Source organism: Micromonospora sp. RV43, from assembly GCF_001029515.1.
Taxonomy (GTDB): domain Bacteria; phylum Actinomycetota; class Actinomycetes; order Mycobacteriales; family Micromonosporaceae; genus Micromonospora; species Micromonospora aurantiaca.
In genome coordinates this window covers 14,153-39,947 of record NZ_LEKG01000033.1, presented here as the reverse complement: position 1 = coordinate 39,947, position 25,795 = coordinate 14,153, and the positions used below count along the sequence as shown (strand labels likewise).

The 25,795-nt window shown below is 69.1% G+C and carries 33 protein-coding genes and 37 tRNA genes; 58 read left to right on the top strand and 12 right to left on the bottom strand.

All coding sequences use genetic code 11. From position 1 onward, the window contains the following. From ABD52_RS39770 to ABD52_RS11100, 56 genes are all read left to right on the top strand, one after another. On the top strand, nucleotides 1-504 hold the full coding sequence (locus ABD52_RS39770; RefSeq protein WP_047891762.1) for a hypothetical protein: 504 nt from the start codon (nucleotides 1-3) through the stop codon (nucleotides 502-504). Then, nucleotides 501-1,082 carry an RNase H family protein gene (locus tag ABD52_RS11345; RefSeq protein ID WP_047891761.1) on the top strand — a complete coding sequence of 194 codons (582 nt, stop codon included), beginning with the start codon at nucleotides 501-503 and terminating at the stop codon, nucleotides 1,080-1,082. Before ABD52_RS39770 ends, ABD52_RS11345 begins: the two co-directional genes overlap by 4 nt. Further along, complete coding sequence (locus ABD52_RS11340) at nucleotides 1,079-1,525, top strand: hypothetical protein (RefSeq protein ID WP_047891760.1); 447 nt, start codon at nucleotides 1,079-1,081, stop codon at nucleotides 1,523-1,525. The genes ABD52_RS11345 and ABD52_RS11340 overlap by 4 nt, the downstream gene beginning before the upstream one ends. Nucleotides 1,526-1,607: 82 nt before the next feature. Next, nucleotides 1,608-2,126 carry a hypothetical protein gene (locus ABD52_RS11335; protein ID WP_047891759.1) on the top strand — a complete coding sequence of 173 codons (519 nt, stop codon included), beginning with the start codon at nucleotides 1,608-1,610 and terminating at the stop codon, nucleotides 2,124-2,126. Between the two features lie 157 nt (nucleotides 2,127-2,283). Then, entirely contained in the window at nucleotides 2,284-3,000 is a 717-nt protein-coding gene (locus tag ABD52_RS11330; protein ID WP_047891758.1) for a hypothetical protein, read from the top strand. Then, on the top strand, nucleotides 2,997-3,239 hold the full coding sequence (locus tag ABD52_RS39765) for a hypothetical protein (protein WP_047891757.1): 243 nt from the start codon (nucleotides 2,997-2,999) through the stop codon (nucleotides 3,237-3,239). The genes ABD52_RS11330 and ABD52_RS39765 overlap by 4 nt, the downstream gene beginning before the upstream one ends. After that, the gene (locus tag ABD52_RS11320) at nucleotides 3,239-3,757 is read left to right on the top strand and encodes a hypothetical protein (RefSeq protein WP_047891756.1); all 519 of its coding nucleotides are present in this window, start codon (nucleotides 3,239-3,241) and stop codon (nucleotides 3,755-3,757) included. The genes ABD52_RS39765 and ABD52_RS11320 overlap by 1 nt, the downstream gene beginning before the upstream one ends. Continuing rightward, nucleotides 3,750-4,067 carry a hypothetical protein gene (locus ABD52_RS11315; protein ID WP_047891755.1) on the top strand — a complete coding sequence of 106 codons (318 nt, stop codon included), beginning with the start codon at nucleotides 3,750-3,752 and terminating at the stop codon, nucleotides 4,065-4,067. Before ABD52_RS11320 ends, ABD52_RS11315 begins: the two co-directional genes overlap by 8 nt. After that, a complete protein-coding gene (locus ABD52_RS11310) occupies nucleotides 4,064-4,375 on the top strand; it encodes a hypothetical protein (RefSeq protein ID WP_047891754.1) in 312 nt (103 codons plus the stop codon). Before ABD52_RS11315 ends, ABD52_RS11310 begins: the two co-directional genes overlap by 4 nt. Then, on the top strand, nucleotides 4,376-5,059 hold the full coding sequence (locus tag ABD52_RS11305; protein WP_047891753.1) for a nucleotidyltransferase domain-containing protein: 684 nt from the start codon (nucleotides 4,376-4,378) through the stop codon (nucleotides 5,057-5,059). Continuing rightward, a complete protein-coding gene (locus tag ABD52_RS11300; RefSeq protein ID WP_047891752.1) occupies nucleotides 5,056-5,289 on the top strand; it encodes a hypothetical protein in 234 nt (77 codons plus the stop codon). Before ABD52_RS11305 ends, ABD52_RS11300 begins: the two co-directional genes overlap by 4 nt. Continuing rightward, nucleotides 5,286-5,624 carry a hypothetical protein gene (locus tag ABD52_RS11295; RefSeq protein ID WP_047891751.1) on the top strand — a complete coding sequence of 113 codons (339 nt, stop codon included), beginning with the start codon at nucleotides 5,286-5,288 and terminating at the stop codon, nucleotides 5,622-5,624. The genes ABD52_RS11300 and ABD52_RS11295 overlap by 4 nt, the downstream gene beginning before the upstream one ends. Further along, nucleotides 5,621-6,595 (top strand): hypothetical protein, encoded by a 975-nt coding sequence (locus ABD52_RS11290; protein ID WP_047891750.1) that lies wholly within the window; start codon nucleotides 5,621-5,623, stop codon nucleotides 6,593-6,595. Before ABD52_RS11295 ends, ABD52_RS11290 begins: the two co-directional genes overlap by 4 nt. Beyond that, entirely contained in the window at nucleotides 6,592-7,101 is a 510-nt protein-coding gene (locus tag ABD52_RS11285) for a DUF6221 family protein (RefSeq protein ID WP_047891749.1), read from the top strand. Before ABD52_RS11290 ends, ABD52_RS11285 begins: the two co-directional genes overlap by 4 nt. A gap of 38 nt (nucleotides 7,102-7,139) precedes the next feature. Beyond that, nucleotides 7,140-7,511 carry a YkgJ family cysteine cluster protein gene (locus ABD52_RS11280; RefSeq protein ID WP_053065362.1) on the top strand — a complete coding sequence of 124 codons (372 nt, stop codon included), beginning with the start codon at nucleotides 7,140-7,142 and terminating at the stop codon, nucleotides 7,509-7,511. A 118-nt stretch (nucleotides 7,512-7,629) separates the two neighbouring features. Beyond that, nucleotides 7,630-8,532, top strand: coding sequence for a hypothetical protein (locus tag ABD52_RS11275; protein ID WP_152748231.1), 903 nt, complete (start codon nucleotides 7,630-7,632; stop codon nucleotides 8,530-8,532). Between the two features lie 109 nt (nucleotides 8,533-8,641). Continuing rightward, nucleotides 8,642-8,773, top strand: coding sequence for a hypothetical protein (locus tag ABD52_RS41395; RefSeq protein WP_255352842.1), 132 nt, complete (start codon nucleotides 8,642-8,644; stop codon nucleotides 8,771-8,773). A 71-nt stretch (nucleotides 8,774-8,844) separates the two neighbouring features. Beyond that, nucleotides 8,845-8,917, top strand: a tRNA-Trp gene (locus ABD52_RS11270). Nucleotides 8,918-9,026: 109 nt separating this feature from the next. Next, nucleotides 9,027-9,102, top strand: a tRNA-Pro gene (locus tag ABD52_RS39030). A 1-nt stretch (nucleotide 9,103) separates the two neighbouring features. Then, nucleotides 9,104-9,176, top strand: a tRNA-Ala gene (locus ABD52_RS11265). Between the two features lie 198 nt (nucleotides 9,177-9,374). Then, nucleotides 9,375-9,445, top strand: a tRNA-OTHER gene (locus tag ABD52_RS11260). A gap of 8 nt (nucleotides 9,446-9,453) precedes the next feature. Then, a tRNA-Glu gene (locus ABD52_RS11255) sits at nucleotides 9,454-9,526 on the top strand. A gap of 11 nt (nucleotides 9,527-9,537) precedes the next feature. Further along, nucleotides 9,538-9,608, top strand: a tRNA-Gly gene (locus tag ABD52_RS11250). A 6-nt stretch (nucleotides 9,609-9,614) separates the two neighbouring features. After that, a tRNA-Gln gene (locus tag ABD52_RS11245) sits at nucleotides 9,615-9,694 on the top strand. A gap of 3 nt (nucleotides 9,695-9,697) precedes the next feature. Then, nucleotides 9,698-9,781, top strand: a tRNA-Leu gene (locus tag ABD52_RS11240). A gap of 4 nt (nucleotides 9,782-9,785) precedes the next feature. Beyond that, nucleotides 9,786-9,861: transfer RNA gene (locus ABD52_RS11235), tRNA-Thr, on the top strand. Between the two features lies 1 nt (nucleotide 9,862). Further along, nucleotides 9,863-9,935 (top strand) — tRNA-Gly (locus tag ABD52_RS11230). Nucleotides 9,936-9,972: 37 nt separating this feature from the next. Further along, on the top strand, nucleotides 9,973-10,416 hold the full coding sequence (locus ABD52_RS11225; RefSeq protein ID WP_047891747.1) for an HNH endonuclease: 444 nt from the start codon (nucleotides 9,973-9,975) through the stop codon (nucleotides 10,414-10,416). A gap of 36 nt (nucleotides 10,417-10,452) precedes the next feature. Then, a tRNA-Gln gene (locus ABD52_RS11220) sits at nucleotides 10,453-10,524 on the top strand. Nucleotides 10,525-10,530: 6 nt separating this feature from the next. Next, a tRNA-Leu gene (locus ABD52_RS11215) sits at nucleotides 10,531-10,608 on the top strand. Nucleotide 10,609: 1 nt separating this feature from the next. Then, a tRNA-Thr gene (locus ABD52_RS11210) sits at nucleotides 10,610-10,686 on the top strand. 1 nt (nucleotide 10,687) lies between these two features. After that, nucleotides 10,688-10,760, top strand: a tRNA-Thr gene (locus ABD52_RS39025). Nucleotides 10,761-10,767: 7 nt separating this feature from the next. Then, nucleotides 10,768-10,843, top strand: a tRNA-Met gene (locus ABD52_RS11205). Between the two features lies 1 nt (nucleotide 10,844). Then, nucleotides 10,845-10,928 (top strand) — tRNA-Leu (locus ABD52_RS11200). Between the two features lie 14 nt (nucleotides 10,929-10,942). Then, nucleotides 10,943-11,015, top strand: a tRNA-Ala gene (locus ABD52_RS11195). Nucleotides 11,016-11,117: 102 nt separating this feature from the next. Then, a tRNA-Asp gene (locus ABD52_RS11190) sits at nucleotides 11,118-11,190 on the top strand. An 11-nt stretch (nucleotides 11,191-11,201) separates the two neighbouring features. After that, nucleotides 11,202-11,292 (top strand) — tRNA-Ser (locus tag ABD52_RS11185). A 1-nt stretch (nucleotide 11,293) separates the two neighbouring features. After that, nucleotides 11,294-11,370: transfer RNA gene (locus ABD52_RS11180), tRNA-Ile, on the top strand. A gap of 1 nt (nucleotide 11,371) precedes the next feature. After that, a tRNA-Arg gene (locus tag ABD52_RS11175) sits at nucleotides 11,372-11,444 on the top strand. A gap of 5 nt (nucleotides 11,445-11,449) precedes the next feature. Then, nucleotides 11,450-11,525: transfer RNA gene (locus ABD52_RS11170), tRNA-Pro, on the top strand. Between the two features lies 1 nt (nucleotide 11,526). Then, nucleotides 11,527-11,599, top strand: a tRNA-Ile gene (locus ABD52_RS11165). Nucleotides 11,600-11,603: 4 nt separating this feature from the next. Beyond that, a tRNA-Pro gene (locus tag ABD52_RS11160) sits at nucleotides 11,604-11,677 on the top strand. 5 nt (nucleotides 11,678-11,682) lie between these two features. Continuing rightward, a tRNA-Ser gene (locus ABD52_RS39020) sits at nucleotides 11,683-11,771 on the top strand. Between the two features lies 1 nt (nucleotide 11,772). Continuing rightward, nucleotides 11,773-11,848, top strand: a tRNA-Lys gene (locus ABD52_RS11155). Between the two features lie 3 nt (nucleotides 11,849-11,851). Then, a tRNA-Arg gene (locus tag ABD52_RS11150) sits at nucleotides 11,852-11,924 on the top strand. Nucleotides 11,925-11,933: 9 nt separating this feature from the next. Continuing rightward, nucleotides 11,934-12,005, top strand: a tRNA-Lys gene (locus ABD52_RS11145). Nucleotides 12,006-12,007: 2 nt separating this feature from the next. Further along, nucleotides 12,008-12,084 (top strand) — tRNA-Met (locus tag ABD52_RS11140). Between the two features lie 2 nt (nucleotides 12,085-12,086). Beyond that, a tRNA-Val gene (locus ABD52_RS11135) sits at nucleotides 12,087-12,158 on the top strand. A gap of 6 nt (nucleotides 12,159-12,164) precedes the next feature. After that, nucleotides 12,165-12,238 (top strand) — tRNA-Glu (locus tag ABD52_RS11130). A gap of 1 nt (nucleotide 12,239) precedes the next feature. Then, nucleotides 12,240-12,310, top strand: a tRNA-Asn gene (locus tag ABD52_RS11125). Between the two features lie 95 nt (nucleotides 12,311-12,405). Further along, nucleotides 12,406-12,477 (top strand) — tRNA-Val (locus tag ABD52_RS11120). 20 nt (nucleotides 12,478-12,497) lie between these two features. Next, a tRNA-His gene (locus tag ABD52_RS11115) sits at nucleotides 12,498-12,571 on the top strand. Next, nucleotides 12,572-12,656 (top strand) — tRNA-Tyr (locus ABD52_RS39015). An 89-nt stretch (nucleotides 12,657-12,745) separates the two neighbouring features. Further along, nucleotides 12,746-12,819, top strand: a tRNA-Arg gene (locus tag ABD52_RS11110). Between the two features lie 4 nt (nucleotides 12,820-12,823). Continuing rightward, nucleotides 12,824-12,894 (top strand) — tRNA-Cys (locus ABD52_RS11105). A gap of 449 nt (nucleotides 12,895-13,343) precedes the next feature. Continuing rightward, entirely contained in the window at nucleotides 13,344-15,008 is a 1,665-nt protein-coding gene (locus ABD52_RS11100) for a TROVE domain-containing protein (protein WP_047891746.1), read from the top strand. A 132-nt stretch (nucleotides 15,009-15,140) separates the two neighbouring features. Here the strand turns inward: ABD52_RS11100 and ABD52_RS37815 are convergent, their stop codons facing one another. The 10 genes from ABD52_RS37815 to ABD52_RS11050 form a co-directional block, all read right to left on the bottom strand. After that, nucleotides 15,141-15,770: a 3'-5' exonuclease gene (locus ABD52_RS37815; RefSeq protein WP_047891745.1), complete on the bottom strand. Its 630-nt coding sequence runs from the start codon at nucleotides 15,768-15,770 to the stop codon at nucleotides 15,141-15,143. A 12-nt stretch (nucleotides 15,771-15,782) separates the two neighbouring features. Beyond that, nucleotides 15,783-17,030 (bottom strand): hypothetical protein, encoded by a 1,248-nt coding sequence (locus ABD52_RS11090; protein ID WP_047891744.1) that lies wholly within the window; start codon nucleotides 17,028-17,030, stop codon nucleotides 15,783-15,785. Further along, nucleotides 17,027-17,590, bottom strand: coding sequence for a nucleoside-diphosphate kinase (locus ABD52_RS11085; protein ID WP_082171270.1), 564 nt, complete (start codon nucleotides 17,588-17,590; stop codon nucleotides 17,027-17,029). Before ABD52_RS11085 ends, ABD52_RS11090 begins: the two co-directional genes overlap by 4 nt. Continuing rightward, a complete protein-coding gene (locus ABD52_RS11080; protein WP_047891743.1) occupies nucleotides 17,590-18,615 on the bottom strand; it encodes a thymidylate synthase in 1,026 nt (341 codons plus the stop codon). The genes ABD52_RS11085 and ABD52_RS11080 overlap by 1 nt, the downstream gene beginning before the upstream one ends. 12 nt (nucleotides 18,616-18,627) lie before the next feature. Further along, the gene (locus ABD52_RS11075) at nucleotides 18,628-19,674 is read right to left on the bottom strand and encodes a hypothetical protein (protein ID WP_047891782.1); all 1,047 of its coding nucleotides are present in this window, start codon (nucleotides 19,672-19,674) and stop codon (nucleotides 18,628-18,630) included. A gap of 190 nt (nucleotides 19,675-19,864) precedes the next feature. Next, a complete protein-coding gene (locus tag ABD52_RS11070; RefSeq protein WP_161801620.1) occupies nucleotides 19,865-20,497 on the bottom strand; it encodes a GNAT family N-acetyltransferase in 633 nt (210 codons plus the stop codon). Nucleotides 20,498-20,511: 14 nt separating this feature from the next. After that, a complete protein-coding gene (locus ABD52_RS11065) occupies nucleotides 20,512-21,930 on the bottom strand; it encodes an APC family permease (protein WP_082171274.1) in 1,419 nt (472 codons plus the stop codon). A gap of 146 nt (nucleotides 21,931-22,076) precedes the next feature. Next, nucleotides 22,077-22,808: a GPP34 family phosphoprotein gene (locus tag ABD52_RS11060; RefSeq protein ID WP_053065360.1), complete on the bottom strand. Its 732-nt coding sequence runs from the start codon at nucleotides 22,806-22,808 to the stop codon at nucleotides 22,077-22,079. A gap of 58 nt (nucleotides 22,809-22,866) precedes the next feature. After that, nucleotides 22,867-23,064, bottom strand: coding sequence for a hypothetical protein (locus ABD52_RS11055; protein ID WP_047891741.1), 198 nt, complete (start codon nucleotides 23,062-23,064; stop codon nucleotides 22,867-22,869). A gap of 365 nt (nucleotides 23,065-23,429) precedes the next feature. Next, a complete protein-coding gene (locus ABD52_RS11050; protein WP_152748230.1) occupies nucleotides 23,430-23,645 on the bottom strand; it encodes a hypothetical protein in 216 nt (71 codons plus the stop codon). Between the two features lie 112 nt (nucleotides 23,646-23,757). Here ABD52_RS11050 and ABD52_RS11045 point away from each other — a divergent pair, with 112 nt between their 5' ends. Further along, a complete protein-coding gene (locus ABD52_RS11045) occupies nucleotides 23,758-24,567 on the top strand; it encodes a GntR family transcriptional regulator (RefSeq protein WP_047891739.1) in 810 nt (269 codons plus the stop codon). Further along, entirely contained in the window at nucleotides 24,564-25,118 is a 555-nt protein-coding gene (locus ABD52_RS11040; protein ID WP_047891738.1) for a GNAT family N-acetyltransferase, read from the top strand. The genes ABD52_RS11045 and ABD52_RS11040 overlap by 4 nt, the downstream gene beginning before the upstream one ends. A gap of 122 nt (nucleotides 25,119-25,240) precedes the next feature. On the opposite strand, the gene ABD52_RS39760 is transcribed toward ABD52_RS11040, so the two are convergent. Next, nucleotides 25,241-25,390, bottom strand: a complete 150-nt coding sequence (locus ABD52_RS39760; RefSeq protein ID WP_161801619.1) for a hypothetical protein — start codon at nucleotides 25,388-25,390, stop codon at nucleotides 25,241-25,243. Next, the gene (locus ABD52_RS11035; RefSeq protein ID WP_047891737.1) at nucleotides 25,390-25,764 is read right to left on the bottom strand and encodes a hypothetical protein; all 375 of its coding nucleotides are present in this window, start codon (nucleotides 25,762-25,764) and stop codon (nucleotides 25,390-25,392) included. Before ABD52_RS11035 ends, ABD52_RS39760 begins: the two co-directional genes overlap by 1 nt. Nucleotides 25,765-25,795: the final 31 nt, after the last annotated feature.

Sequence of the window (25,795 nt, the reverse complement as noted above, 5' to 3'; positions counted from 1 at the left end):
ATGGCGCCCACACCCACCGGCGACGGGTACGCCCGCGACGTCCCCCCGGAGCTGTTCGCTGCCGCCGACCGCGCGGTGCTGGCCCTGCACCGCACCTTCGACGGCATCCCGACCGCGCTGGTTGTCAACGCGTACCGGCGCGGTCGGGCCGACGAAGCCGCCACCCACCTCCAGCGCACCGAGGCCACCGACAAGGATCTGGCCGACGAAGTCCGCGCCTGGCTGGCCGCCATCATCCCGCCGTGGCCCGGGGACCAGGCCCTCACCGTCGCCGGGCACTTCTTCCGCGGCCCGGCCTACGGCGGCACCGCCGTCGACTTCGACTGCCACCCCGACCCGCACTCGCGCACCATGCCCGTCGGCGCGCTGATCCGCGCCCTGGCCGCCGCCCTCGACTTCGGCGGCCCGGACACCGCCCGGGCCGTCGCTGCCGCGCTCACCGCCAACGGCGTCGCCCTCGCCGAGCGGGCCGACGGCGACGCGGAGACAGGAGAGCCGTCGTGAGCTATCTGGTGGTAGGGCGGGTCGCGGCGCCGGCCGGCGTGCCACTCGTGTTCGCCACCGACGGATCCAGCGACGCCCGTCTGCGTAACTCCTACCGCACCGGCTTCGGATGGCTGTCCACCGACGGCCGGTGGGGCACCGGCTGGTGCCCGCAGCCCGCGGTGCTCATCGGCCGCGACATCCCCGTCGTCGCCGAGCTGCGCGCCGTCTACCACGCCGTCAAGGAGGAACTGCCCCACCGGCGAGTAACGATCATGCTCGACTCCAAGGTGGCCATCGGCTACCTGCGCAGCTGGACCAAGGGAGAACTGCGCATGCCGGCCGGATACCTCGGCTCCCAGAAGCACACCCCGATGCTCACCCGCCTCGCCCGCCTCGTCGCCGCCCACCCCGGCAACCTGCACGCGACCTGGGTCCGGGGCCACAGCGGGCACCTGCTCAACGAGTGCGCGGACTCCCTGGCCAAGCTCGGCCGGCGCAGCCTCGTCGAGCACCTGAAGGTCGGCGAGGTCCGCCGCCGCGCCGAATGGCTGGTCAGCGGATTCCTCGCCGACCCCCGGATCCGGGCGGCGGCATGAGGGAACTCGGCCCCACCCAGTACCAGATCGTGCTGGCCTGCACCGACCTGATCGCCCGGGCCGGCGGCCGGCAGTTCGAACTCGGCTACCTGCACGACGACGTCCCCGTAGACCAGGCCGGCTGGTACGCACACGTCCAGTACCGCGGCGTGCGGCTCTTCGTCGAAGACCAGCCCGGCCCGGCCGAAGCCGCCGACGCGCTCGCCCGCAAGCTGCTCACCGGCGGCCGGTGCCGCTGCGGACGCCTCGTCGCGCTCTCTAGGGACGGGGCCATTACCTACGAGGACGCAACGATGGCCGACGGCTCCCGCTGGACCGTCGCGCAGGCCCGCGCCGCCGGACAGTGCCTCTGGCGGCGCGTGGGCGCCCGGTGGGAACCAGCATGCCCGCCCCCAGTCAATCCGAACCGGCCACCTCGGCGAGAACGGCGACGGAGGCGATGACCGCCGCACCAGCGTCTCAGCATCCGCCACCGCTGCAGAGGCGGCACCCGTTAACCAAAGGATTGATCAAGGAGCAAGCGCCGTGATTCCCAACCGCCCGCCGAGCCGCGAGGAAGCCCTGATTCAACTCGCGAGGACGTGGACTGCCGCCGACCACGACCGACGTACCCGGGCGCTCATCAACGCAGGGCCGATCACCCTCACCAAGCTCGACGCCACCGCCGCCCGGGTCGCTTCCAATCTGCCGGCCAGGGGCATGCCCCTGCCCAACCATGTCATCCGTGAACGAGACGACCCGCGCGTCCCGGAGTGGGCGCGGCAGGTCGCCGAGCGGATGGCCGGGTTCCGCGCAGCGCAGCTCGCTGAGACGTTCACCTGGACGACCGTGGACGAGATCCACCATGTGACGGTCGATCTCGCCAGCGAGCACCGCACCGTTCGGCTGGTTGCCCGGATCAACGACGTGCAGCAGTCGACCAACCTCGCCGACGTCGCGTCGCAGGGACGGATTCTGCACGCCCACCTGTCGTGGCAGCCACACCCGATCCTGATCGCAACCGTCGCCCTGCCCCCGACTGCCCAGCCGGAGCCGTCGCATTGACACGCCCCGCCTGCCCGGTCTGCGCCCATCCCGTCGATCAGATGCGACGAAGCCTCGGCGTTATCGCCGCGTACCCGTGCCTGCACTGGCTCACCCCGGCGCAGGCGAAGACTGCCACCGACAGGTGGCGTGCCACCCGAGAGCAGAGGACAAGCCGGTGACCGGAATCCCCTCCGCCGCCCACCCGCGCCACATCATCGAACTGCGCGGGGGCCCTTGGGCGATCGACCACCCGAGCACCTGCACCGGTGCCGGAACCTGCTCGGTCGCGAAGCTCGCCTACGCCGAACGGGCCAGCCTGACCAACGTCGCGCCCGGCCGGTACGAGGTCGAGGTGAACGGCCTCGCGGACCGGCTGCTCATCCTCGACCGGATCGATCCGGTGGACAGCTCGCCGCTAGACCCCGACCGCGCCCACGATGTCGCCGCGTTCCGCGCCGCCCGCTTATGGGCCGAGCAGAACGGCCACGCGCAGCCCGACGACCGGATGCTCACAGCGTACGGACGCGCCCTGCTGGCTAGCCTCGGCCGGTGCGGCGCAGCCGGCCCGGTATCGCCGGCGCAATTGCGGCTGGCGTGCGAGCTGCCCAGCGGGCACGGCGGCTGGCACCGCGATGGCATCACCGAATGGACCACCCTGCCGGCCGAGACCCGCGTCCAGTACGGCGTGCGGATCACCTTCGACGACGGCCACGTCGAGGATCAGTTGCTCCACCCGCTGCAAGCCGCGCAGAAGCGCGTGGACTACCACCGACGTCGGCGTGCCGAATCGCCGGGCTGGCGGGCGGCCAACGCAGAGGTGATCGAGCAGACCGTCACCACGTCGGCGTGGGCACCGCACGCACTGTTTGCCTTAGAGGGTGACTCCCGGTGATCCACTTCGAGCCCGAGTGCTGCACCTGGGACGAGGAGGGCAACCCGGAAGTCTGCCTCGGCCCACCGAAGGAGGAGCCCGACTGCCCGGCGTGTGGTGACTCCGGCGACCGGTGCCGGTACTGCCGCCCCACTCGCCTCCAGGCCCTGCGGTTCCGGGTCGTCTGGCGCATCACCAGGCTGTGGCAGTTCAACCGCTTCCGCCGCCGATCCGGCTTCGACAGCGAGGCCCCGTTCTGATGGCCGGTCTACCGCCCGTGTGGCTGCTCGACGTCGACGGCGTCATCAACGCCTCCCGACCCGGCTGGAACGCCGTCCCGTGGAAGGGCTACGCCTACGAAAACGCCACCGAGCACAAGATCCGGTGGGCGCCGCAGCTGATCGCCCGCATCTACGAGCTGCACCGGGCCAGCCTGGTGGAGATCCGCTGGTGCTCGACCTGGTGCGCGTACGCCGACCAGCTCGAACGCCTGTTCCGCCTCCCCCCGCTCGGCCGGGCGTTCCACGACGACGTCCGTGGCATCGCCGCGTCGATCGCGAAACTCGCCGCGGTCCGGCAGGTCCTCGCCGAGCGGCGGCCGCTGATCTGGACCGACGACGACGAGACCCCCACCGCCGGGCCGCTGTACGACGAGCTGACCGCCGGAGGGCAGGCGCTGCTGATCCGGCCGAGAACCGGCCGCGGACTGCGACCCCAGCACCTCGACGCCATCGAGGCGTTCACCCGCAGCCACCAAGGAGGCGTGCCCCATGCCTGAGCGACGGATCTTCCGATACGAAGTCCCGGTCGACGACCAGTGGCACACACGCCCACTGTCCGGGGCGATTGTTCAAGTCGGCGCCCAACGGGCCGACGTCGTCGAGTTCTGGGCCTTCCACTTCTCGGGCGCGCCTCAGCTGGCCCGGAGGTTCCGCGTCTTCGGCACCGGCCAGCCGATGCCCGACGAGGCAGGTACGCACGTGGGTGCGGTCGTGGTCGCTGCGCCGTTCGGCCGGCTCGTCTGGCACCTGATGGAGCACGCTCAGTCCGGGCCGTTCATCGCCGAGGGCGAGGCCATGCCGGCATGAACTCGCCCGAGCGGCCCTTCCGGGTGACCCCCGTGCACGCCAGCCACCGGCCTGAACCGGACGGCGAGCGCATCGTGGCCGGCTGCACCAGCTGCACAGTGTGCTGCCGCGTCGTCAGCACCGACCGCCTCGGCCCGACGCGACGCGGGCGGGACGAGTGCGGCGGCAATCCAGGCCTGTCGCTGCGCGCCGCCCCGGCCGGCCCGCCCTCCGAACCGCCGCCGGCCGACCGCGGCCGCGTCATCGAGGGCGTCGTGGTCGACCAGCACACCGAGGACGCCTCGACTACATCTGACCAGGGGGACTGAGTGCACATCCTGCTATCCGGCATCGTCGGCTCCACCGCCTACGGCCTGGCCCGGCCCGGCTCCGACGTCGACCGCCTGGGCGTGTTCGCCGTACCGACCGCGGCCTTGCATGGCCTGACCCCGCCCGCCGAATCCCACGTCACGACAAAGCCCGATCGGCAGCTGCACGAGGCGCGGAAGTTCGCGATGCTGTGCATCGGCGGGAACCCGACCGCCTTCGAGCTGCTGTGGCTGCCCGATGACCTCTACGAGGTCCGCACGGAGCTGGGCCAGGAGCTGATCGACCTGCGGTCGGCGTTCTTGTCCGCGCCGCGCGTTCGCGACGCGTACCTCGGCTACGCACGCCAGCAGTTCCACCGGCTCAAGGAGCGCGGCGACGGCTCGTTCTCCGCCGACCTCCGCAAGCGGACCGCGAAGCACGCCCGGCACCTGGCCCGGCTCACCCGGCAGGGCCTCGACCTGTACGCCACCGGCACGCTGACGGTTCGCGTGGAGTGCCCGGAGTGGTACCACGACTTCGGCGACGCCGTCGCCGGCGGACACCTCCAGATCGCGAGCGACCTGCTCGCCAAGGCGGAGCGGAACGTGGCTCGGATCAAGTCGCCGCTGCCCGAGCGGCCGGACACCGCCCCGATCGAGGCGTGGCTACGGCGGGTGCGCGAAGCGCGCTGGGACCGGCGGTGAGCCTCGACGGGGCTTCCACCGCGACCCTCGAAACGATCCGGCTCAACCTGCACCGCGGCCTCCGGCGGGTCCTCGCTCACCGCGACGCCGGCACCCTGCACCAGGTCGGCCCGAAGGGAGCCGCACCGCCGATCGAGTCCGGGGCCCTGACCCTCAGCCTGCTCGTCGCCGTCGACGAAGAGCTGGCGCACCGCACTAGCAACGCATCCCCAACGGAAGGACCCGCATGACCACCATCGACCAGGCCACCGCCCGCAAGGTGCTCGACACCCCGATGCAGGACAACGACACCGACGCCGCCACTATCCGTGACTACCTCGTGGAACTGCTCGCCGCGGTGTGGAGCGAAGGTGAGGGCTTCAGCGGCAAGCGGCCATTCGGCAACAGCGGCTGGGACTTCGAACTCTCCGAGGCGCTCGTACGCGCCGGACTGGTCGACGGGGCATTTGACGGCGACGGCTACCTCGCCCGCGTCAACGGAGAGAAGGCCCGCGCGCTGATCGCCGCGGCGATCCAGGAACTGCGGGTGCAGCCCGCCGCCACGGCCGGCGAGGCCGCAGAATGAGCGTCCTCTACTTCACCTCACCCAGCGCGGAGAGCACCCTCGCCGGGCCGGAGCGGCACTGGCTCGGCACCCTCGCCGCCGGGCCGGCGATGGCAGCGTGGAACCTCAACGTCGGAGTGGACTCCATCGCGCAGTGCGCGAAGATCCTCGCGATGATCCCGGAGGTCCCCGACGGCGAACACGGCGCCAACTACCTGCATCGGAACCTCCGGGAAGCGCAGGCGGACCGCGCGCGCTTCGACGAGCAGGCGAAGCACTGGAGGCCCGGTACGCCGATGGCCTTCCGGTACGACACCACGTCCCTGCTCCGGCTCGTCGACGGGCTGCGCTTCCGGCTCGGCACGGTGTCGTCACACGAGACGACCTTCCACGTCGCCGGCGAGAACGTGAACGCCGGCAACGTGCTGCTGAACACCGCACTCGCAGCCGGCGCGGACCCGATCCGGCTCGCCGCGAAGCTGTACGGCTGGCATCACATCGTCATCCCTGGCGAGCACCGCGCATGGGTCGCCGACATCATCGACGCCGGCCTGAGCGGCGCCGGCTACCGCAGCGGCATGCGCTGGGACGACATCGCCGCCATGCTCCGCGCCAACGACACCGAACCGGTCGTCACCTCGCACAGCACCGGCAACGCCTTCCCCAGCGCCTACCTGGCCGGCATGTACCCGTCGATGCCGGACGGCGTCGACGAAGACGACTGGGCGGCGTACGACCAGCTGCCGGAAGAGGTGCGCCGTGCCAGAGAAGCTGCCGTCACTGCTGCCGACGAGGCATGGGAGAAGCTGGACGGCTGGGAGCAGTTCTGGAAGGCCCTGACGGGCCTGCTGGACAGGCGGCCGTGGTGCCAGCTCACACCCGACACCCTCGCCGGCGTGATGTTCGGGCCCGCGATCACCGCCTACGATCTACTGGCGCAGGACCGCGACGAGCGCGTCCGAGCAGCGATCGAACGAAATGCCTCCCGATGACCGGCGGTGCCGACAGCCAGTCCGCCGACGAGATGGCCGAGCTGGTCGACGCGCTGGAGGGACACCTCGGCATCGACGAGTGGTGGGCTTTGCAGGCATCCCGCCCGCGCAACATGGCCCCGCAACCCGGCGGCCACCACTGGCGGTGGGGCGTGGGACCGAACTGGGACACCGTCGTGCCCAACCCGGTTGAGCACGACGAGGCGCTGATGGACGCCGAGGGCTCGGCCGTCTCGCCGGTGCTGCTGTCGGTCGAGGAGTATCCCACCGGCTGGGACCCGGCTGACAAGCTGCCCCACGTCGCCCTGTACGCCGAGGAAATCAAGACGGCGACCGCCGGGCACATCCAGCGGCAAGACCCGGCTCGGACGCTGCGCCGGGTCGCCGCGGTCCGGGCGACGATCGCGGCGTGGCGCGACGCCGTAGAGCTGGGCGACCCGGGCCGACGCGGCCTGGAGATCGCGCTCCGCAACCACGCCGCCGAGTACGTCGAGGGGCAGCTATGACGCGCCGCCGGAGGCAGGCGCGCGGCTCCCGAGATCGGGTGGCCGAGTTGGAGCAGATCTATGCCGAGCTGCCGGAGATCGAGTGCCAAGGCCTGTGCTCGGCTTCCTGCAACGCGATCGTCATGTCGGCAGCGGAGCGCCAGCGCATCCGTGAGCGCGGCGTTGACATCGCCCCGCTGGACATGCCCTGTCCTGCGTTGTCCCAGTTCAACCGGTGCACCGTGTACGATGCCCGGCCGCTGATCTGTCGGTTGTACGGCCTGGTTGAGCAAATGGCCTGCCCGTGGGGCTGCCGACCGCAGGGTGGCTTCGTAGACGACGCGACCGCACATTGGATGCTGCGCCGAGTCGAGAAGATCGGCGGCAAGCCGGACCTTCGCGGGCACGGTCCGGATCCGCATGCAGGTTGACCCACCGCCTTTGGCAGGCCTGCTCAAGACACACCCTTGGTAACGCTCTCGCCTCTGGCACAGGTCGCCTAGGGTGTCCGGGCACAGCGCCATCGCGACGACCGAGAATGGTGAGTCCATGACAGCCGCCATCACGCTCAACGACCAGTCCATGCTGCACATCGACGCCGGGCGGCACGCACTTCGGATGTCGCCTGGCATCGGCGGTGCGCAGATCGATCTCAGCCTGACCATCTACCGGCAGGCGGGCCCGCCGCCCTCGGACTTTCCACAGACAAAGGGCTGGCCGGTAAAGCCCCTCGACGAGCGCCTTCGGCTGTCAGCGACGCTGTACATGAGCACCCGCAACGCCTCGCAGGACCGCCGCTACGTGTGCCGGATGGACAGCGAGCACCTGGTAACCGCGATCCTTCAGCAGGGGGCGTTCCAGATGCGCGGCTTCATCAGCGACCACCAGCTCCGGGTGATCGAGGAAGAGCGCGCGGGCAAGCGGATCTGGCTGATCCTGGCCCTGCAGGTACTTCAGGTTCTTCAGGACGAGGGCAAGCCAGCCAGGTTCGCGCAGCCGACCGGGGAGTTGTCCTTTGACATCGGGGGCGGCGAGTGGGCCGACAACCTGGAGGGCGTCGAGGGCGGCACCTACATCGAGCTGTTGGTGCCGATGGTCAGCGGCGCTGACTATGCCGACGCGGTGGAGCTGCTGCGGGACGCGCGTGATCTGCTGCGGGAGGGCAACATTTCCTCTGCCGTCGGTCAGGCGCGCAAGGCGTTGGAACAGGTCCGTGAGGCGTACGGCACGCAGAAGGTGTTCGCCGAGGCCGTCAAGAAGAGCCCGCGACAGCGGACCCTCTCCGAGAGGTGGGCGTGCATGGTCGAGGACCTCTTCTCGACGATGAGCGGTGCCAGCCACAACGATGCCGTGACGAGGGACTTCGAGTACACGCGGGAGGACGGCCAAATGTTGATCACCGCGACGGCCGGAATGCTCAAGCGCCTGTCCGCCGACCGTGACTCATTGTAGGTTCGACGGAAATCACATGAATGTGCCTCGGAATATCCGTTGCCATCCCGGCCGCACAGCGCTTACCTTGAATGAACAAGGTCAACCCGGCCGACCCAAGGAGTTCCCCGTGTTGCAGTACGCCTCCACCGAATCCACGCGGTTCATGCCGCGCGGCGGTGTCGTGCTGCCCTCGACCGGGCGAGCCCACGACCTCTGCACGAGCGAGCAGAACTGGAAGCCGGGGTGGCGGCGCGAATAGCGCATACGCATACGCGAAGCCGCCCACCCCGCCGGGATAGGGCGGCTTTTTCGTTACTCGAACAACTTCATAGGGGCGTAGCTCAACTGGTAGAGCACCGGTCTCCAAAACCGAAGGTTGCAGGTTCGAGCCCTGTCGCCCCTGCTTTTCGTCCCGACTGCGGTCGGCGGCGTTGTTGATTCTCAACTCCACAGTGGATGGCATAGAAATACCCCCGGCCAGCGCCTACACGGGCTGGCCGGGGGCATCACCTCCGGGACGAGGGAGACGGCTGACCCGCTCGCTTTGGGAGCGAGAGACACGGGGTTCGACACCCCGGTCCCGGACCATGGGGATGTAGCTCAGATGGGAGAGCGCCGCCTCGGCAGGGCGGAGGCCAGGGGTTCGAGTCCCCTCTTCTCCACGTACCGATGCCCTCCTGGCGTAACTGGCAGCGCACGGGAGTGAAGACCCCGAGGACTCCGTTCAAGTCGGGGGGAGGGCACGCAAGGGAAGACCGCCGAGGCCGCCGAAGCCGGGAACGGAAGCCCGGACCGAGACGACCGACGCGCCAGCTCGGCACGCCGGACTTCCGACGGCACGCCGAGCAGGAGGACGCTTCCGGTCGGTAGCTCAATTGGCAGAGCCCCGCCGTTGAAGGCGATGATGCGGGTTCGAATCCCGTCCGGCCATTCAGACAACGGCCGTCGGAGCAGTGGAACGCTCACCTGGCCCTCAACCAGGAAATCACGGGTTCGATCCCCGTACGGCCGACGCAACAACCTGCGGTACTAGCTCAACGGCAGAGCTGCACCCTTCCAAGGTGAGGATCGGGGTTCAATTCCCCGGTACCGCTCGTCATTCCGGGTTGGGCTGCTGGCAGGCTCGACGGGGTTTTGGCCCCCGGCACAGACGCAGGTTCGATTCCTGCACCCGGAGCCACACGCGCTCGTGGTGGAACTGGAAGTCACGCCGGATTCAAACCCCGGTGCCCGCCAGGGCGTGAGGGTTCGACTCCCTCCGAGCGCACCTTGCCGTCGTAGCTCAGTTGGCAGAGCAGCGCCATGGTAGGGCGCAGGTCGCCGGTTCGATCCCGGCCGACGGCTCCATGCGGACGTAGCGCAGTTGGTAGCGCGGCACCTTGCCAAGGTGCAGGTCGCGGGTTCGATCCCCGTCGTCCGCTCTCACGACCACCAGCCTCGACAAGAAGGGAGGGCCCGGTGGACGCCGTTCTCGTCCTCAACGCCGACCTGGGACCGCTGCACCGGGTCCCGATCAAACACGCGATCCGGATGCTCATGCGCCAGGTCGCCGAGATCCACGAAGCCGAGCCCGACCGACACCTCGGCATCTTCCCGATGCCCCGCGTACTGCGGCTCGTCCGGTACGTCGTCACCCGCTGGCGCTACACCCACGGGCCCGCCTGGAGCAAGGGCGGCGTCCTGCGCCGCGACGACCGCCGCTGCGGCTACTGCCCCGCGCCGGCGACCACGGTCGACCACATCCTTCCCCGCTCCCGCGGCGGGCGGAACACGTGGCAGAACACGATCAGCGCGTGCTACGCGTGCAACCAGCGCAAGGCGAACCTCACCCCCGCCGAGGCGGGCATGCAGCTGCTCCGGCAGCCGACGGTTCCCTCCTGGTCGAGCATGATGCAGCGCTGATCACGGCCGGCGGGACCGCGGCCCGCCGGCCACCCTTCCCGGGTGGTCTATTCGGTATGACGCCGCACTCTGGATGCGGAGAGCTGGGTTCGAATCCTGGCCCGGGAGCGCAATGCCCTCGTAGCCCAACGGTAGAGGCACGGTCGTGAGGCGGCCGACAGGTGGCGCGTTCGAATCGCCCCGAGGGCACCACGCCGGCGTAGCTCAACAGGCAGAGCACCGTCCTTGTAACTCGGAGGCAGCCCGGTTCGAGTCCGGCCGCCGGCTCCATGCCAGCGCAGCACGACAGGCCCGTGCACCCGTCTCGTAAGCGGGAGGATCCGGTTCGAGTCCGGACGTTGGCTCTCCCTTGCCGACGTAGCTCAGGTGGTAGAGCGGCCGGCTCATAACCGGCAGGCCCCCGGATCGACACCGGGCGTCGGCACCACGCGCTCGTGGTGGAACTCAGGTAGACACGCACGGTTCAGGCCCGTGTGCCGAGAGGCGTGGGGGTTCGACTCCCCCCGAGCGCACGTAGCAAGACCATGGGGTCGTAGCTCAGTTGGTAGAGCGCTGCTTTCGCAATGCAGAGGCCGGCGGTTCGATTCCGCCCGATTCCACGTCCCTCGCCCCGTCTCCGGCTGTACGGGGGGTACACGAGGACAAGGCGCCGACCGTGAGGCTCGCGAGGTGAGCGGCGGCGCCGTAAATCAGTCGGTCCAGTCGGCGTGGCCTAGCGGCAAAGGCACCTCGTTGTCAGCGAGGGGATCGCGGGTTCGAGTCCCGTCGTCGGCGCGCAAGATCATGGAGGGGTGGCATGAGCGGTCTATGGCGCTGCCCTGCTAAGGCAGTACGGGGGCAACCTCGTCCCGGGTTCGAATCCCGGTCCCTCCGCCAGGTCGTCGTAGCTCAGCAGGTTGGAGCGCTTCCCTGATAAGGAAGAGGTCGGCGGTTCGAGCCCGCCCGGCGACACCATGCCCCCGTGGCTCAGCGGATAGAGCACTGGACTACGGATCCAGGGGTCGCGCGTTCGAATCGCGCCGGGGGTACGTATCGGGATGTGGCGCAGTCGGTAGCGCGCTGCACTGGGGGTGCAGAGGCCGTCGGTTCGAGCCCGGCCATCCCGACCAACGGGGCGTAGCGCACGTGGGAGCGCACCGGTCTGATGTGACCGGAGGGGCTGGTTCAACTCCAGCAGTCCTGACTTTCGGGCTGTAGCGCAGCTTGGTAGCGCGCCGCGTTCGGGACGCGGAGGTCGTCGGTTCGAATCCGGCCAGCCCGACTCATGGTGAGGCCACCCGATAGGTGACGGGCGCCGCCTCGAAAGCGGACAGGGTCGCAAGGCCTTGGGGGTTCGACTCCCTCCCTCACCGCCATGCGCCGGTAGCTCAGAGGCCAGAGCTGCGGACTCTTAATCCGTAGGGCGTGAGTTCGAATCTCACCCGGCGTACCACTTGCCCCGCTAGCTCAGCGGATAGAGCACCGCTCTCCTAAAGCGGGTGTCGCTGGTTCGAGTCCAGCGCGGGGCGCAGCACGATGCCGCCGGCGCCTGATGGCCGGGCTCCGGACTTTTAATCCGGATTGCGGAGGTTCGATTCCTCTCGGCGGCACTTGCGGGGTAGAGGAGTTCGGTCGTCCTCGCCGGCCTCATAAGCCGGAAATCGCGTGGTTCGAATCCCGCCCCCGCTCCCGCCGCGGTAGCTCAGCGGGAGAGCAACGCCTCGACAAGGCGTAGGTCGCTGGTTCGATCCCAGCTCGCGGCACACAGACGCGCGTTCGGTTATGGGTAGGCCCCTAGCCTTTCAAGCTGGTGAAGCGGGTTCGAGTCCCGCACGCGCGACCATTCCCTCGTAGCTCAAGGGCAGAGCGACCGGCTGTTAACCGGCTGATCTTGGTTCGAGTCCAGGCGGGGGAGCAATGGAGAAGCCGGCGGACACGGGATCGCCGTTGGAAGCGGCGTAGGGGCGCGTGAGCGTCCCTCGTGGGTTCGAATCCCACCTTCTCCGCCTTGCCCGTGTAGCTCAGCGGAAGAGCGGCGCTTTCACAAGGCGCAGGCCCCGGGTTCGATCCCCGGCGCGGGTACTGGCCTCCGGGCCGTAGTTGTGGCTGTAGCTCAATGGCAGAGCACCGGGTTGTGGCCCCGGAGGTGCCGGGTCAGTACCGGCCAGTCACCCCAGTGGGTGCGCCACCGATGGAGAGGTGGGCCGGTCTGTAAAACCGGTGCGTTGATCGCTCAGCGGGTTCGAGTCCCGCCACCCGCACGCGAGCTGGCCAGGGGTGGCCCGGGGAGGCAGTCGCAGTCTTTCCCAGCCTTCCTCCATCCCCCAGGCCGGCAGCGTCCCACCCTAATGCCCGCGTAGCTCAGCGGATAGAGCACCAGCTTCCGGAGCTGGGTTGTCGGAGGTTCGAGTCCTTCCGTGGGCGCCTTGGTCGTGTGCCCGAGTGGTCAGGGAGCGGTCTGCAAAACCGCGTACGCCGGTTCGAATCCGGTCACGGCCTCGACTGCCATCCACTGCGGATAGCGAGCGGGATGCTATTCCCATAGGGGAGCGGATAGGCTATCCACCTGCGGGTTTGCATTTCTGGAACAGATCCCGTGGGCGGCCCGGAATTCGGGTTGGACGCGGTCGCAGTTCCACTGCTAGCGTGACCAGTGCATCCTTCCGGTGCCCCGACTGCGGTTACTTCTCTTGATGCTGAAAAGACACCGCCGTCACTTTGACCACCGGGGGGCATAACTTCACAGCGTGTACCGGGCCGGTGCCCAGACTGCGGATACTTCTCTCAAGGTAATCCAAAGGTCGCAGGTTCAAATCCTGTCGCCCCGCGTAAGTGGGGCGTAGCTCAGAGGCAGAGCACTGGAATAAGAAAATCGCCGCCGTCGCCTTGACCACCGGCCTGGTACACCTGTCGAAGTTGCGCTCCCCCGAGATCAGGGGTTGAGCCCAATGTCGCAGTTCAACGGAACCCGTATCCGCCCGGCCGTCACCTCGCCGGTCACCACGACCGCCACGGCCACCAACGCCCACGGCCGCGCCGGCCACGTCCGCGAAGAGCGCTCGGAGCTGTTCCTCCTCGGCGTCGCCCTGCGCGACGTGAAGAAGGACGCCTTCTACGAGCGCGCCGACGCCCGCGTCGCCCGGTTCTGCACCCTCGTTCGCGGCCTGGCCCTCAGCGACCCGGCGTGGCTGACCGACTTCCTGCGGTGGCTGCGTGGCGACGGGAACCTGCGTACGGCGCCGCTGGTCGCCGCAGCCGAGTTCACCGCCGCGCGCCGCGGCACGCCGGACCCGGACCAGCTCGTCGCCACGGTGGTCGACGCCGTGCTTCAGCGCGCCGACGAGCCGGGCGAGCTGGTCGGCTACTGGACGAGCAACTACGGCTCGGCCATCCCGAAGGGCATGAAGAAGGGCATCGCGCGTGCCGTCATCCGGCTCTACGACGAGTACAGCCTGTCGAAGTACGACCGCGACGGATTGGGCTTCAGGTTCGCGCGCATCCTCGACCTGGTCCACCCGAGCCGCCGGGAGTACGGCGACGTGCTCACGCCGCCGGCCGACTTCGACGGGTCGGCGGAGAGCTGGCTCGCCGGCGAAGTCGCGCGGAAGAGCGCGCTGTTCGCGTACGCCCACGCCGACATGCGCGGCCGCCAGCCGGAGATCCCGGCCGAGCTGACCATGCTGCGTGCCCGGGCGGAGCTGACCGCGCTGCCGGTCGCCGAGCGGCGTGCGGTGCTCACTGGGCCGGACGGCGTCGCGCGGCTGCGCGCGGCCGGCATGACCTGGGAGGCGGTCGCCGGTTGGCTGCACGGGCCGATGGACGCCGACGCTTGGTCGGCCGTCATCCCGATCATGGGGTACGGGGCGTTGCTGAAGAACCTTCGGAACTTCGACGACGTCGGCGTGCCCGAAGAGGTCGCTGAGCGGGTCGCGGCGCGGCTGGCCGATCCGGCGCGGGTGGCGAAGTCGCGGCTGTTCCCGTTCAACTTCTACGGCGCGCACAAGGCGGTCGGGTCGCTGCGGTGGGGTGCTGCCCTGGAGAAGGCGTTGCAGGCGTCGCTGGCCAACGTGCCGGCGCTGCCCGGCCGGACTCTCGTCCTCGTCGACCAGTCGCCGTCGATGTGGCCTGGACACGTGTACTCGTCGAGGCAGGAGCGGGAGCACGTCACCAACGCGGAGCTGGCGACTCTGTTCGGTTCGGCGGTAGCCCTGCGCGCTGCCGGCGCCACGCTGGCTGGGTACGGCGGCACGTCGTACCGGGTGGGCTTCCGCCGCGGTGACGCGCTGCTCAATGTGATGGGGCGCTTCCGCATGGAGAACTACACCGACACGCTCGGTGCGGTTGCCGCGCACTTCGACCGCCACGACCGGGTGCTGATCGTTACCGACGAGCAGCACAACAGCGGCCGGTACCGCTCGATCGACCAGATCGTGCCGAAGGACGTGCCGGTCTACACCTGGAACATCGGCGGCTACAAGGTCGGTGCGAACGCCTCGGGCGCGGGCACCAGGCACACCGTTGGTGGCCTGACTGACCACGCGTTTCGGCTCGTGTCGCTGATGGAGGCTGGTCGCAACGCTGACTGGCCCTGGCTGGTTGCGGCGGTGGGGTAAGCCGACCCGGCGTCAGCGGTACTGCGAAGCGATGGGCCCGGAGGTTCACCCCCTCCGGGCCCTTCGCCGTCGGCAGGTGATCGTTGAACTGCCGGGGCGTGCGGTCGAGAGCGTCTTCGATCGGCAAGCCGTTCAGAACAGAGCTGGCTGTGATGTCGCGTCGGTCGTGGGGATGCCGGCCGCGGCCAGCAACTCGGTGGCGCTCGGCGTACGTCCCCAGTGACGTTGGACAAGCGCGGGGAGCAGAATCGCGCTGGCCGTAGCATCCCACAGCGCTCGGTGCGGCTGGCCGCCCGGCACGATGGCATGAATGTCTCTGGTGAGGCTCAGATCGTCCAGGAGCACGGTGAGACTTCGCCGGGAGGCGCCCACCGCGCGGGCGAGCCGAAGGGTGTCGATGAGGCCAGCCGGCGCGAGGTCGGGAACTCGGCGCTTGAGCAGCCGCCAGTCGACAGCCACGTTGTGACCGACGAGGTAGCGGCCATTGATCATGTCGGTGAGGCGCTGCGCGACCTCGTTGATGGTCGGTGCCTGGTTGAGGGCGGCGTTGGTGAGCCCGGGTGAGAGCCATGGGTGCCGGCCGATCGGCCTCTGCGGGTTGATCAGGGTTTCGAAGCTGTCTGGTAGATGAGGCAGCCCGGCCACGAGGGGTACGAGCGCCACCTCCAGGATGGCCTCGTCGTCACGGTCCTGCGCGCCAGAGCCTTCTAGATCGACGGCGACGAGGTTCGCGTTGGTCCAGGTGACCGGGCTGCCGTTCATGCTGTTCCCCTACTAGTCGTCATCCCCATACTGAACCGCCGCGACCAGTTCCGCACGCACCTTGTCAAAGTTCTCGGCGACGGCCGGGTCGACGTCGTGGCCGAGAAGCTGCCGGCCGTGCGCGCCTGGGAAGTGCGGCTGCTTCGAGTCCCAGAACTGGTGGTGCAGTGAGTGCTGCAGGGCGTAGCGCTGCTGCTCGTTGAGGCCGTGGGTCCAGACGTGCCCCGGCTCGATGAGGAACGGAGCGTCGAAGTCGAACATCTGCATGGCGCCGCGTACGTCGTCCTGGGTGGGCTCGCTGTAGTCGTCTCTGCACCGCTGCTTCTGCGCCTCGGGGCAGATGTCGCACAGCTCGCGGACGCCCCAGTGGCCGTTGTAGTCCGCCGTGCCGTGCACGAACGCGACACCGCAGCTCGTCTTGCGGAACAGCGGGGTGGTGATCCCGGAGTCCCGCCAGGCGTTCACGACCAGGGCGTCGATCTCGGCGGGCAGCGTCTTGCGGCGGGCGAAGTCGTTCTCGTAGGGCACCGGGACGCCCAGGGCGCGCAGGTACTGGGCGTTCTCCTCCTTGTGGTAGTAGCCGGTGAACACCGCGGCGTCGACGTCACCGGCAACCTCCAGCACGTGCGCGATGGTGGCCGGGTCGGTGTTCCAGCCCGGCACGATCGGCCGCCAATACAGCACGACGCCGGTGCGCTTCTTGTGGGCCATGGCCGTGTAGATCGAGTTGATGGTGATCGCGGACTTCGTGATCGGCTCGACGCGGTCGTCCTGGATGCCCGAGTAGGTGAACAGCAGCGTGACCTTCAGGTGCTGCAGTTCCTCCAGGGCGGCCATGTCCGCCGCGGTCACCTTGAATCGGGTGATGATCAGCACGTGGTTGGTGAAGCCGCGCGCGTCGAGGGCGCGCAGGACCTGCATGAGGTGCGGCTTGACGCCCGGCAGCATCGGGTCGGTGGCCTTGTTGAAGAGCTGCAGCGGCGTGACGTGCGGGCGGAAGTGCGGGTGGTCGATCAGGTCCTGGATCGCCTTCTCGGTGGTGACGAGCAGGTGCGGCGTCTTGTCGTCGAAGTTGCCCCAGAAGTGCCGTACGCAGTAGCCGCAGTCCAGCGGGCAGCCGACGATGTGGTTGAGGGACAGCCCGGACTTGCGGTAGCCGATGTACTGGGCGATGTACGGGTCGAGCGCGGCCTGCTGCTCGGCAGGCATCAGGGTGAGTTGCCGGCGCCCGCCGGTCAGGTCCGTGAGTGGTCGGTTCATCGTCTGCTCCTCACCGGCGTGCGCAGCAGGTGCGCGTTCGCCTTGCCGTACCAGATCCTGAAGTCCCGCTCGACCACGCCGCTGTGGTCGGAGGTGTGCACGACGTTGTTGACGAGTCGTCCCTCGGCGATGGCCTTGTCCAGCGAGTCATCGGCGAAGCGGCCCCGCAGGGTGGTCAGCGGCGCGATGGCCGGGTCAGTGGGGCCGACGATGGCGCGCAGCCGCTCGGCGGCCTGGTCGCCGTGGCCGAGCGCCACGGCGGCGTGCTTGCCGACGAAGATGCGGTTCAGTTCCGCCGGGACGTTGCGGCCGATCTTCGTGGACAGGGGCAGCATGTCGTCGTAGTGGGCGAAGACCTGCTCCTGGGTCGGGTAGACGGTGCGCAGGTCGACGACGTTGACGACCTGCCGAATCCACTGCATGACCTCGCCGGTGATGCCTCTGCTGACGCAGTCGGGCTTGAGGAGGATGACGGTCCACTGCGTCCAGTCGACGCCTTCGAAATCGTCAGGGGCATCGAAGATCACACGGGTTTCGGTGCCGATGAATTTCTCGTTCATCACGCACCGACCGCTTCGGCGGTGGCGGGCACGTACGACGGCCAGCGGACCGCGACGAGCCAGCGGTGGCCCGGGTGCAGCTCCGCGAGACTGTCGCGGGATACCGGCGTGTCCGGCGAGTGCTTGATCTGCCGGTACACCTCGAACAGCGCGAGGACCCTGCGCCAGTACGGGTCCAGGGGGATCTCGTGCAGCCGCTCGGGCGTGAGCCGGTCCTGGTCGAGGCGCAGCCGCTGCTCCCAGTCGCACACCTCCAGCAGTTCCTCCCAGGTGGTGCGGGGCATCACGTCAGGCGGGAAGCTGGTGCGGGGACCGGACATGCCGACCTCGTCGATGATCGCCGTGACCTTCGGGATGTCGAGCTTGTTGATGTGCATCGACCCGACGTAGTGGGCGTACTGCCCGACTGCGACGCGAAGCTCACGTGCGGCGAACTCCTGGATGAGGGTGAAGGAGAACGTGTCGCCGAGCAAGCCGATCAGGGCGTCGTTGCCGCGCATGTAGGCGGTCATGTGCAACTGGCCCTCGCGCAGCATGAACTGCAGCGACAGGGTGCAGGCCACGTCCGGGTTGGCCGGGTCTGCCAGCTCATCCGGCTGCATGATGATCATGGCGGCGCGTTTGCTGTCCGACTCCTCCCGCAGCAGCCGAAGCACGCGCTCGTACTGGCTGCGCCCGTCGGGGCCGTTGGGGCGGAACAGTCGGGGCCCGTAGGCGGTGCCGGTGAGCGTGGCCCCGTCCGGGGAGAGGTTCCGCAGCGACGGCGCGTAGTAGGCGATCATGTCGAGGTCGTCGCGTCCGGTCAGGTACCACAACGCCTCGGCGAAGTTGAACGGCAGGTTCATGCCCCTGGCGGCCAGGTAGGGCACCCGGTCGACCGGGTCCGCGAGGCTGAACCCGCAGTTGATGATCTCCAGGGCGTCCTTGCCCCGGCCGAAGGTCTGGTAGCGGTGGCCGGTGAGGACCTGCCGGAGCACGGATACGTACGCCGGTTGGAAGCGGGTGAACGGTTGTGGCTGTAGCACGGGGTGACTCCTCTACCTTGCGGGGATGCCCAGCAGGTCGTCCATGACCTGCTGGAGGACAGCGACCTGCCGGGACAGGCGCATCTGGTCGAGCCGGCGTCGGCAGCGCCACAGCAGGTCGCCGTGCGCTTCGGTGCCACAGATCCGTTGGAGCATCTCGACGCGGGCCACGACGTCGGCGGCGTCGGCGACGACGAGCCCTGCCGGGACGAACCGTTCGCCGTCGACGACGTCGGCGGGCATCAGCGGTATGCAGCCAGCGAGCACCGCCTCGAAGATCCGCTGGGTGATGTGCCCGGCGGTGCGGTAGCGCTCCGGGGCGAGCAGCACCGTGGCGAGGGCACCGCGGTGGAGCCACTCGACGTCGGGGAACGCGCACCGGCCGGTGAAGTTGACGTGCGGCCACGGCTCGGTACGGGTCCACTTCCCGGCGACCTCGTGCCCGAGGTGCGCGGCGGCCGGGGCGAAGAACGTCGCGAAGTGGTCGTCGCGGTCGTACTGGTTGCCCACGTACACCAGCGACAAGGGCCGGGGCAGACGGGCCAGCGCGTACGGGTCCATGGCGTCGAGCTGGGCGTCCGGGACCGGGCAGAAGACGGTGACGGCGCCGGGGTTCGGGCGGGTGGCGAACTCGCACACGCGCACGTTCGGCCGCTGCCGGATCGGCGCGTCGGCGGGAAGCTGCCGGTCGAGGTCCCAGATCACCGTCGGGAGGCCCCGGTGGGTGTAGGCGCCGAGCAGCTCGGTTTGCCGGTGCAGGTCACAGGTGTGCCCTGGCGCGTCACACGCGGTGGTGTTGCGGCCGGGCAGCGGCCACCGCCACTCCAGCATCAGGACGTCGAGATCGTCGGGGAACTCCTCGCTGAACGCGAACTGGTCGCGCAGGTCAACGCCGGCCTCGTGCAGGTCGCGGTTGCGCTGCAGCAGGGTGACCCGATGCCCGGCGGCCTGCAGCTCGTCGAGCACGGGCCGGCGGTAGGAACGTGAGCCGTCGGGGGTGTTGATCACGCCGTCGCCGAGGAACCCCCAGCAGCTATAGCCGATGTGAAGTGCTTTCATCAGTGCCTTCCCGAGGTTGACGTGGGTCACGAACGATGTCGGGAAGCAGGTCCCGGCTGGTCGGGCGGGCCGGGCCCGGAAGCGTGACGCCGGGTTTCTAGTCGCACCCCCTGCAACTAGCGGTCACGCTTCCGGGCCCTCATTCCTGCCGCCGCCAGCGGGCGGCAGGATCTTCATGCGTGGCCGAACGTCAGGGGGTGACGTCCGGCGCGGCGGAGTCCGGCTGGCTGCGCCACATCGGCCAGCACGGCGGCCCGGCTTTCGGCAGGAACATCGGCGGGCTCGGTTGCCACCCGAGCCGCTCGTACAGCCGCATGTTGTTCTCGTTGCTCGCTTCGAGGTAGCCGGGAAGCCCGACCTCGTCCATGTGCGCGTGGCCGTGCGCCAGCAACGCCGTGCCGACGCCCTTGCCCTGGTGCTCCGGGGCGACGGCGATGAATGCCAGGTAGAGGTGCTCGATGCGGGGACGGCGCTTGTCGAACAGGTCGGCCAGCCAGCCGAACCGCGTGTGGTGCCTGCCGGTGGCGTACGCCATGTCGTCCTTGTACCCGGGCGGCGGGTCAACCGGGGTGGCCGGCCGCCGGTACCAGATCGCCGCGCCGCTCAGGTCGGCGGTCGTGTCGACCCAGCCGCCGGCGAACGCCTCGCGCAGCATCAGCCGGAAGTAGCGCTCGTAGACGAAGCCCCGCTCCGTACGGTCCTCGATCAGCCAGTCGGCGACCGGGCCGTCGAGGAAAGCGTTCACGAACACGCGCAGCAGCGGGACCGCGTCGTCCCCGGTTGCCCGGCGGATCGTCATCGACGTCGGCTGTGCTGGTGACATCGGCTCTCCTACGGTCATGCCGGCACCCGCTCGGATTCGGCCCGCCGGGTCGCGGAGGCGGCTTCGACGCCAAGCCCGATGGCCTCGTAGACCAGGGGACGCCGGTAGCGCAGGTACAGCGCCCACACGAAGCCGAGCACGGCGAGGACGGCGTACCCGGCGGGGAACGCCCAGCGCAGGGGTGAGGTCGGTTCGACGCCGAGCAGCGTGTCGAACTCCATGATGGTCACGGCGAGGATCCCCGACAGCAGGATGGCGGCCAGCAGAGGTGCGACCGAGCTACGCCAGAGACTCTGGTCGTGTGCCTGCCGCCGGGCGAAGAAGACCATGACCGCGAAGGAGGTGAGGGTCATGAGGACCAGGACGCCGAGGCCGCCGGTGACGGTGATCCAGAAGAACAGGTTCACGATCGGATCGGCGCCGGACCACACGTAACCGGCCAGCACGGCGGCGGCGAGCACGGTCTGGGTGAGCGAGCCGGCGACCGGCGCCCCCGAGCGGCGGCCGGTGTGGCCGAGCTTTCTCGGCAGTACCCCCTCGCGGCCGAGGGCGAAGAAGTAGCGGGCCACGGTGTTGTGGAACGCCAGCAGCGCGGCGAAGATGCTGGTCAGGAACAAGAAGCGGCCGGTGCTCACCGCCACGGACAACACGTGCGGGGACACCAGGTTGAACATCAGGTCCGTGCCCTGGTCCGTGGCCGCGCCGACGACGTTGTTCGGGCCGGTGGCCACCGACATCGCCCAGGCCGACGCCGCGTACAGAAGGCCGGTGAGAGCCACCGCGATGAACGTGGCACGGGCGACGGAGCGTTGCGAGTTCCTCGTCTCCTCGGAGTAGACCACCGTCGACTCGAATCCGACGAACCCCGTAAACGCAGTGACGAGAGCGGCGCCGACGCCGGCCTGGACCAGGTTCGACGGGAAGAGGGTGTCGAAGGTGACGGTCTCTTCTGCCGGGTTGGCCACCATGACCACGTCGTACACCACGGCGACGACGATCTCGGCGAGGAGTAGAACGCCGAGAACCTTGCCGTTCAGGTCGATGCGCAGAACGCCGAGCACGCCGATCACGAGCAGAGCCGCGTAGGCGCACAGCCACCATGGGATGCCGATGCCACGCGCGGCCAGGTCGCCTTCGGCGATCGGCCCGAAACCTCCGTACAGGCCGATCTGCATGGCGTTGTAGGCGCCGATGGCCAGGAACGCGGCGGCCACGCCGAGTGGTTTACCGAGACCGTGCGAGACGTAGGTGTAGAACGCGCCAGCGTTGACGATGTGGCGGCTCATGGCGACGAAGCCGATTGAGAACACGGCGAGGACGGCCGCGACCGCGAGGTAGGCCACGGGGATGCCCTTGACGCCGGTGACGGCCCAGCCGGTGGTCGCGCCGCCGGCGATGACGGTGAGCGGCGCGGCGCCGGCGACGGCGAACATCACGAGTTCGAAGGTGCCGATTCGGCCGCGGGCCAGGGCCTCACCGACGAGGCTTGGGGGTTTTGAGGACACGAGATTTCCTTCTCGGTGGGAGGGATGAGGGGGGTGGTGCTGGCCCGCGCCTGCTGGTCCGGCGCGGGGAGCTGTCACGGCGCCAGCACGGCGGCGCCGATCGCCGCGCTCAATTCGTCGAGGAGGTCCCGCATGGGTGGCGGGGCGGCTTCGAGTAGTGCTTGTAGGTGCCGGCCGGCCGACGGGTAGCCGTCGACGATGAACTTGGCGAGGCCGGTCGCGTCGGCGAAACCGACCAGCGCGAGGTCGAAGTTGTCGAGTGGCTCGAAGTTGCGCAGGGCTCGATGCAGCCGCAGCCACGACCACCCGGCATCGTTGGTGTCGACCGGCTTCCACAGCGTGGTTGGTGCGCCGAGCACACCGAGGAAACGTCGCCGCTCCTCGGGCGTGACCCGGTGGGCCTGGTGCAGCCGCTCCGCAACCCGGCCGTACGCGCTCTCGGCGAAGTAGATCAGCCAGTCGCGGGTCTGGGTCGCCTCTTCCTTGACCAGCAGGTTCAGGGCGAAGTGCTGGAGCGGGTCCACCGGGGGCGTGGCGTCGTACACGATCACATGCCCGCGCTCGAACGTGATTCTGCTGGCGACGGCCAGTTCGCCGAGTAGGGCCGCCGCGAGTCCGAAGCGGATCGCAAGGTCGTTGAGCCTCGGCTTGCCGTCCCTGTCGTCGTGGCAGATGAGCCAGAACTCATCCGCGAGCAGCGTGGGTCCGCGCTGAGGCTCACGCAGGCGGTACTGGGTGACCTCGCTGCCACCCTGCGCTGGTGCTGGGTAATGGTGTCGGCCGGCCGACTGGACGGCCGTTGTCACGGTGGGCTCGTTTGCTGCGCCAGAGGGTGTAGGCACGGTGGATTTCCTCGGTCGGGAGTCAACTGGGTCGTGTGCGGATCTGGCGGATCTCGTCGAGGACCTGCTGGCCGCCCGGATGGCGGCGCAGTTCCTCCAGGGCCCAGGTGTTCTGGGCGCAGGTGCAGTGGAAGCAGCCGCCTCTCGCGTGCTGGAGCGCGGTCCGGCGGGCGGCGTCGAACAGGTCGCCGGGGCGGATGCTTTCCTCGGTGCCCGTCACCGGGGAGGCCGCTGCCGTCGACGGTGCCGTGTACGGCGCGACGGCCGGGTCGGTGCGGGTGTGCGTTCGAGTGCTGCCCAGAAGGCGCGGTTCGCTGCGGCGACCATGTCGGCGGACGCGCCTTGGGGGTCGACGGGGTAGCAGCCGCTGCGGGTTGGGTACTGCGTGGTGGCTGCCTGGGGCTCGATCCCGTGCGGCGTGAACGGCCCGTTGTCGTCGGCCGGCAAGAACCACTTGCGCCTCATCGCCACCGCCTCTGGCTGCAGGGAGCGCGGCCGGGCCCTCCCCGGCACCGACCGCGCTCCCGGTTTGGTGGGTGCAGGGACCGCCCGTGCTGGGGGACCAGGGCGGGCCCTGCACCCGGCTCATACGCGGGACTGCTTCCGCAGGTGTTGCGTCACTCGGGCGGCCGACTCTCGCGCCTGCTCGACAAGGGTGAGCAGTGGCGAGTTGGTTTGCTTCTCGCGCAGCTCACGAACGTCGGCAGCTCGGTCGAGGGCGGCCAGGTGAGTGCGGACGGCGTCCAGAGCGCGGTTGACGCGCTCCATTTCCCGCGCGGCCTCGCCGTCCTGAAGGCTCATTATCACTCCCCTGGTGATCATCACCCAACCGTGCGTAACGTTGGATTCATACCAACCATTGCAGTGGACTGCGACACAGTCAAGGCCATGCCGATAGATTGGTAGGTACGACATGAGAGAGGGTGTGGGCGTGGCCCAGCAGCCGAAGTACCGTCAGATCGCCGCCGAACTCCGGGAGCAGATCGTCTCGGGCGCTCTGCGCGTCGGCGACCGGCTTCCGACCGAACCGCAGCTCCAAGAGCAGTACCGCGTCTCCCGCAACACCGTTCGTGACGCCACCGCGCTGCTTGTCAACGAGGGCCTGGTCGAGTCCGTGCCAGGCCGCAGCGGAGGCATGGTGATCCGCAAGAAGGTCACCTTGACCTTCCACGCCCACCGCGCGGAGATGCCCGGCCCGACGGCCGAGACCGACGCCTGGCGTTCCGAGGTCGTGCGCCAGGGCTACGAGGCATCGCAGGACTTCCGGCTCACAATCGAGGTGCTACCCGCGGAGCTGGCAGAGCGCCTGCACGTCGACCCCGAATCGTCGGCCGTGCTGCGCCGATGCGTCCGCTACATCAACGGTCACCCATCCTCCGTGCAGGACACCTACTACCCGATGGACCTGGCCAACGAGGTGCAGGAACTGCTGTCGCCGAAGGACATCCCGCAGGGCACCACCCGTCTGCTCGCCGAGCGCGGCTACTCGCAGACCGGCTACTACGACGAGTACGTCTCCCGCATGCCAACGCCCGAGGAAGCGGCGCTGCTCGGGTTGCAGCCCGGCACGACGGTCCTGCAGTACATCCGCACCGGCTACACCGAGCAGCGGCCGGTTCGGGTGTCCATCAACGTCTTCGCTGGCGATCGGAACCGGATCGTCAGTACCCACGGCGACGCCAGCGTCATCGCCACGTTCCGGCCGGAGGAATCGCCAGAATGATCATCACGCCTGCCCGGCTGAGCGACGTCGACGTCATCATGAGCTGGCGGCGCGAGCGCGTCGCTTGGCTCGCCGCCCGGGGCGAGGAGCAGTGGTCGATCCCGCTGCCGCGCTCCGCCGTGGCGTCGACAGTCTCGGCAGGGCAGACGTGGCTGGTCTGGGACGGCGACGACCCGATCGCCACGATCACCTTGACCGCGTACGTGGACGTGGACGGGCTGTGGAAACCGGACCGGGATCCGGAAGCGCTCTGGTACCCGGAGGACGACCCGGCCGACGCCCTGTACGCGGCGAAGATGATGATCCCGCTGCGCCACGCCGGCCAGAACCTGGGCGGCGAGATGCTGGACTGGGCCGGCGGCCGCGCCTACGACGCCGGGCTGACATGGCTGCGGCTGGACGCCTGGACCACAAACCACCGGCTGCACGACTACTACCTGCGGCAAGGCTTCCGGCACGTCCGGACGGTGGAATCCCGCGTGTCCGGCGCCTGCTTCCAGCGGCCAGCCCAGCCGTACGCCGGTGGCCGCCTTAAGACCGAGGGAATCTGACCGCCAGGCCAGCTCCGCAACGGCTCCGGCGCATAAGGCCGTTCCGTCCGGCTTAGCTGTACATGCCCAGCTCAGCAGCCAGGTCGATAGGGAATAATGGCTCCTGCCTGTGGAGGTTGCGGTCAGCGGCGACGCGATGTCCGCACCGCGGCGGCGAACAGGATCGCGGCGGTGATGCCGACGATGAAGACAAAGCCTTCGACGCTCCGGAACTCGGGGATCGCGATCAGGAAGCCGATCGCGGCGGCGGCTCGGAGGCCGCGTCCGCGCATCAGAGTTCCCCGGTCGATTCGAGGTACTTCAACGCCGCACGTTCGCCGGCCCGCCCAGGCCCGGTGGTGAGGAGGTCCTCGCCAGCCTCGATGAGCTTGTAGAGGTTGGTTCGTGTGTCCGGCTTGTAGCCGAGCTTCTTCGCCAGTTCGCGGCGGGCTTGCTCGTAGTCGAGGGCCTGGTTCTCCTTCATCAGGTCGTGCAGCATGCTCGCGGCGAGTCGCTGCCGGGCTTCGCTGACGGCGGTGATGGTGCCCTTGTGGTCGCGGACGTAGCCGATGAAGCGGAAGACCTCTTCCTCGCCGAACAGGTCGACGAGCTTCATGATCCCCTCCAGGCCGTCTTCGGCGGTGGGGAGGCGGTCGAGGTTCGGCATGGGGATGCTCCTGTCGAGTAAGACTTACTAG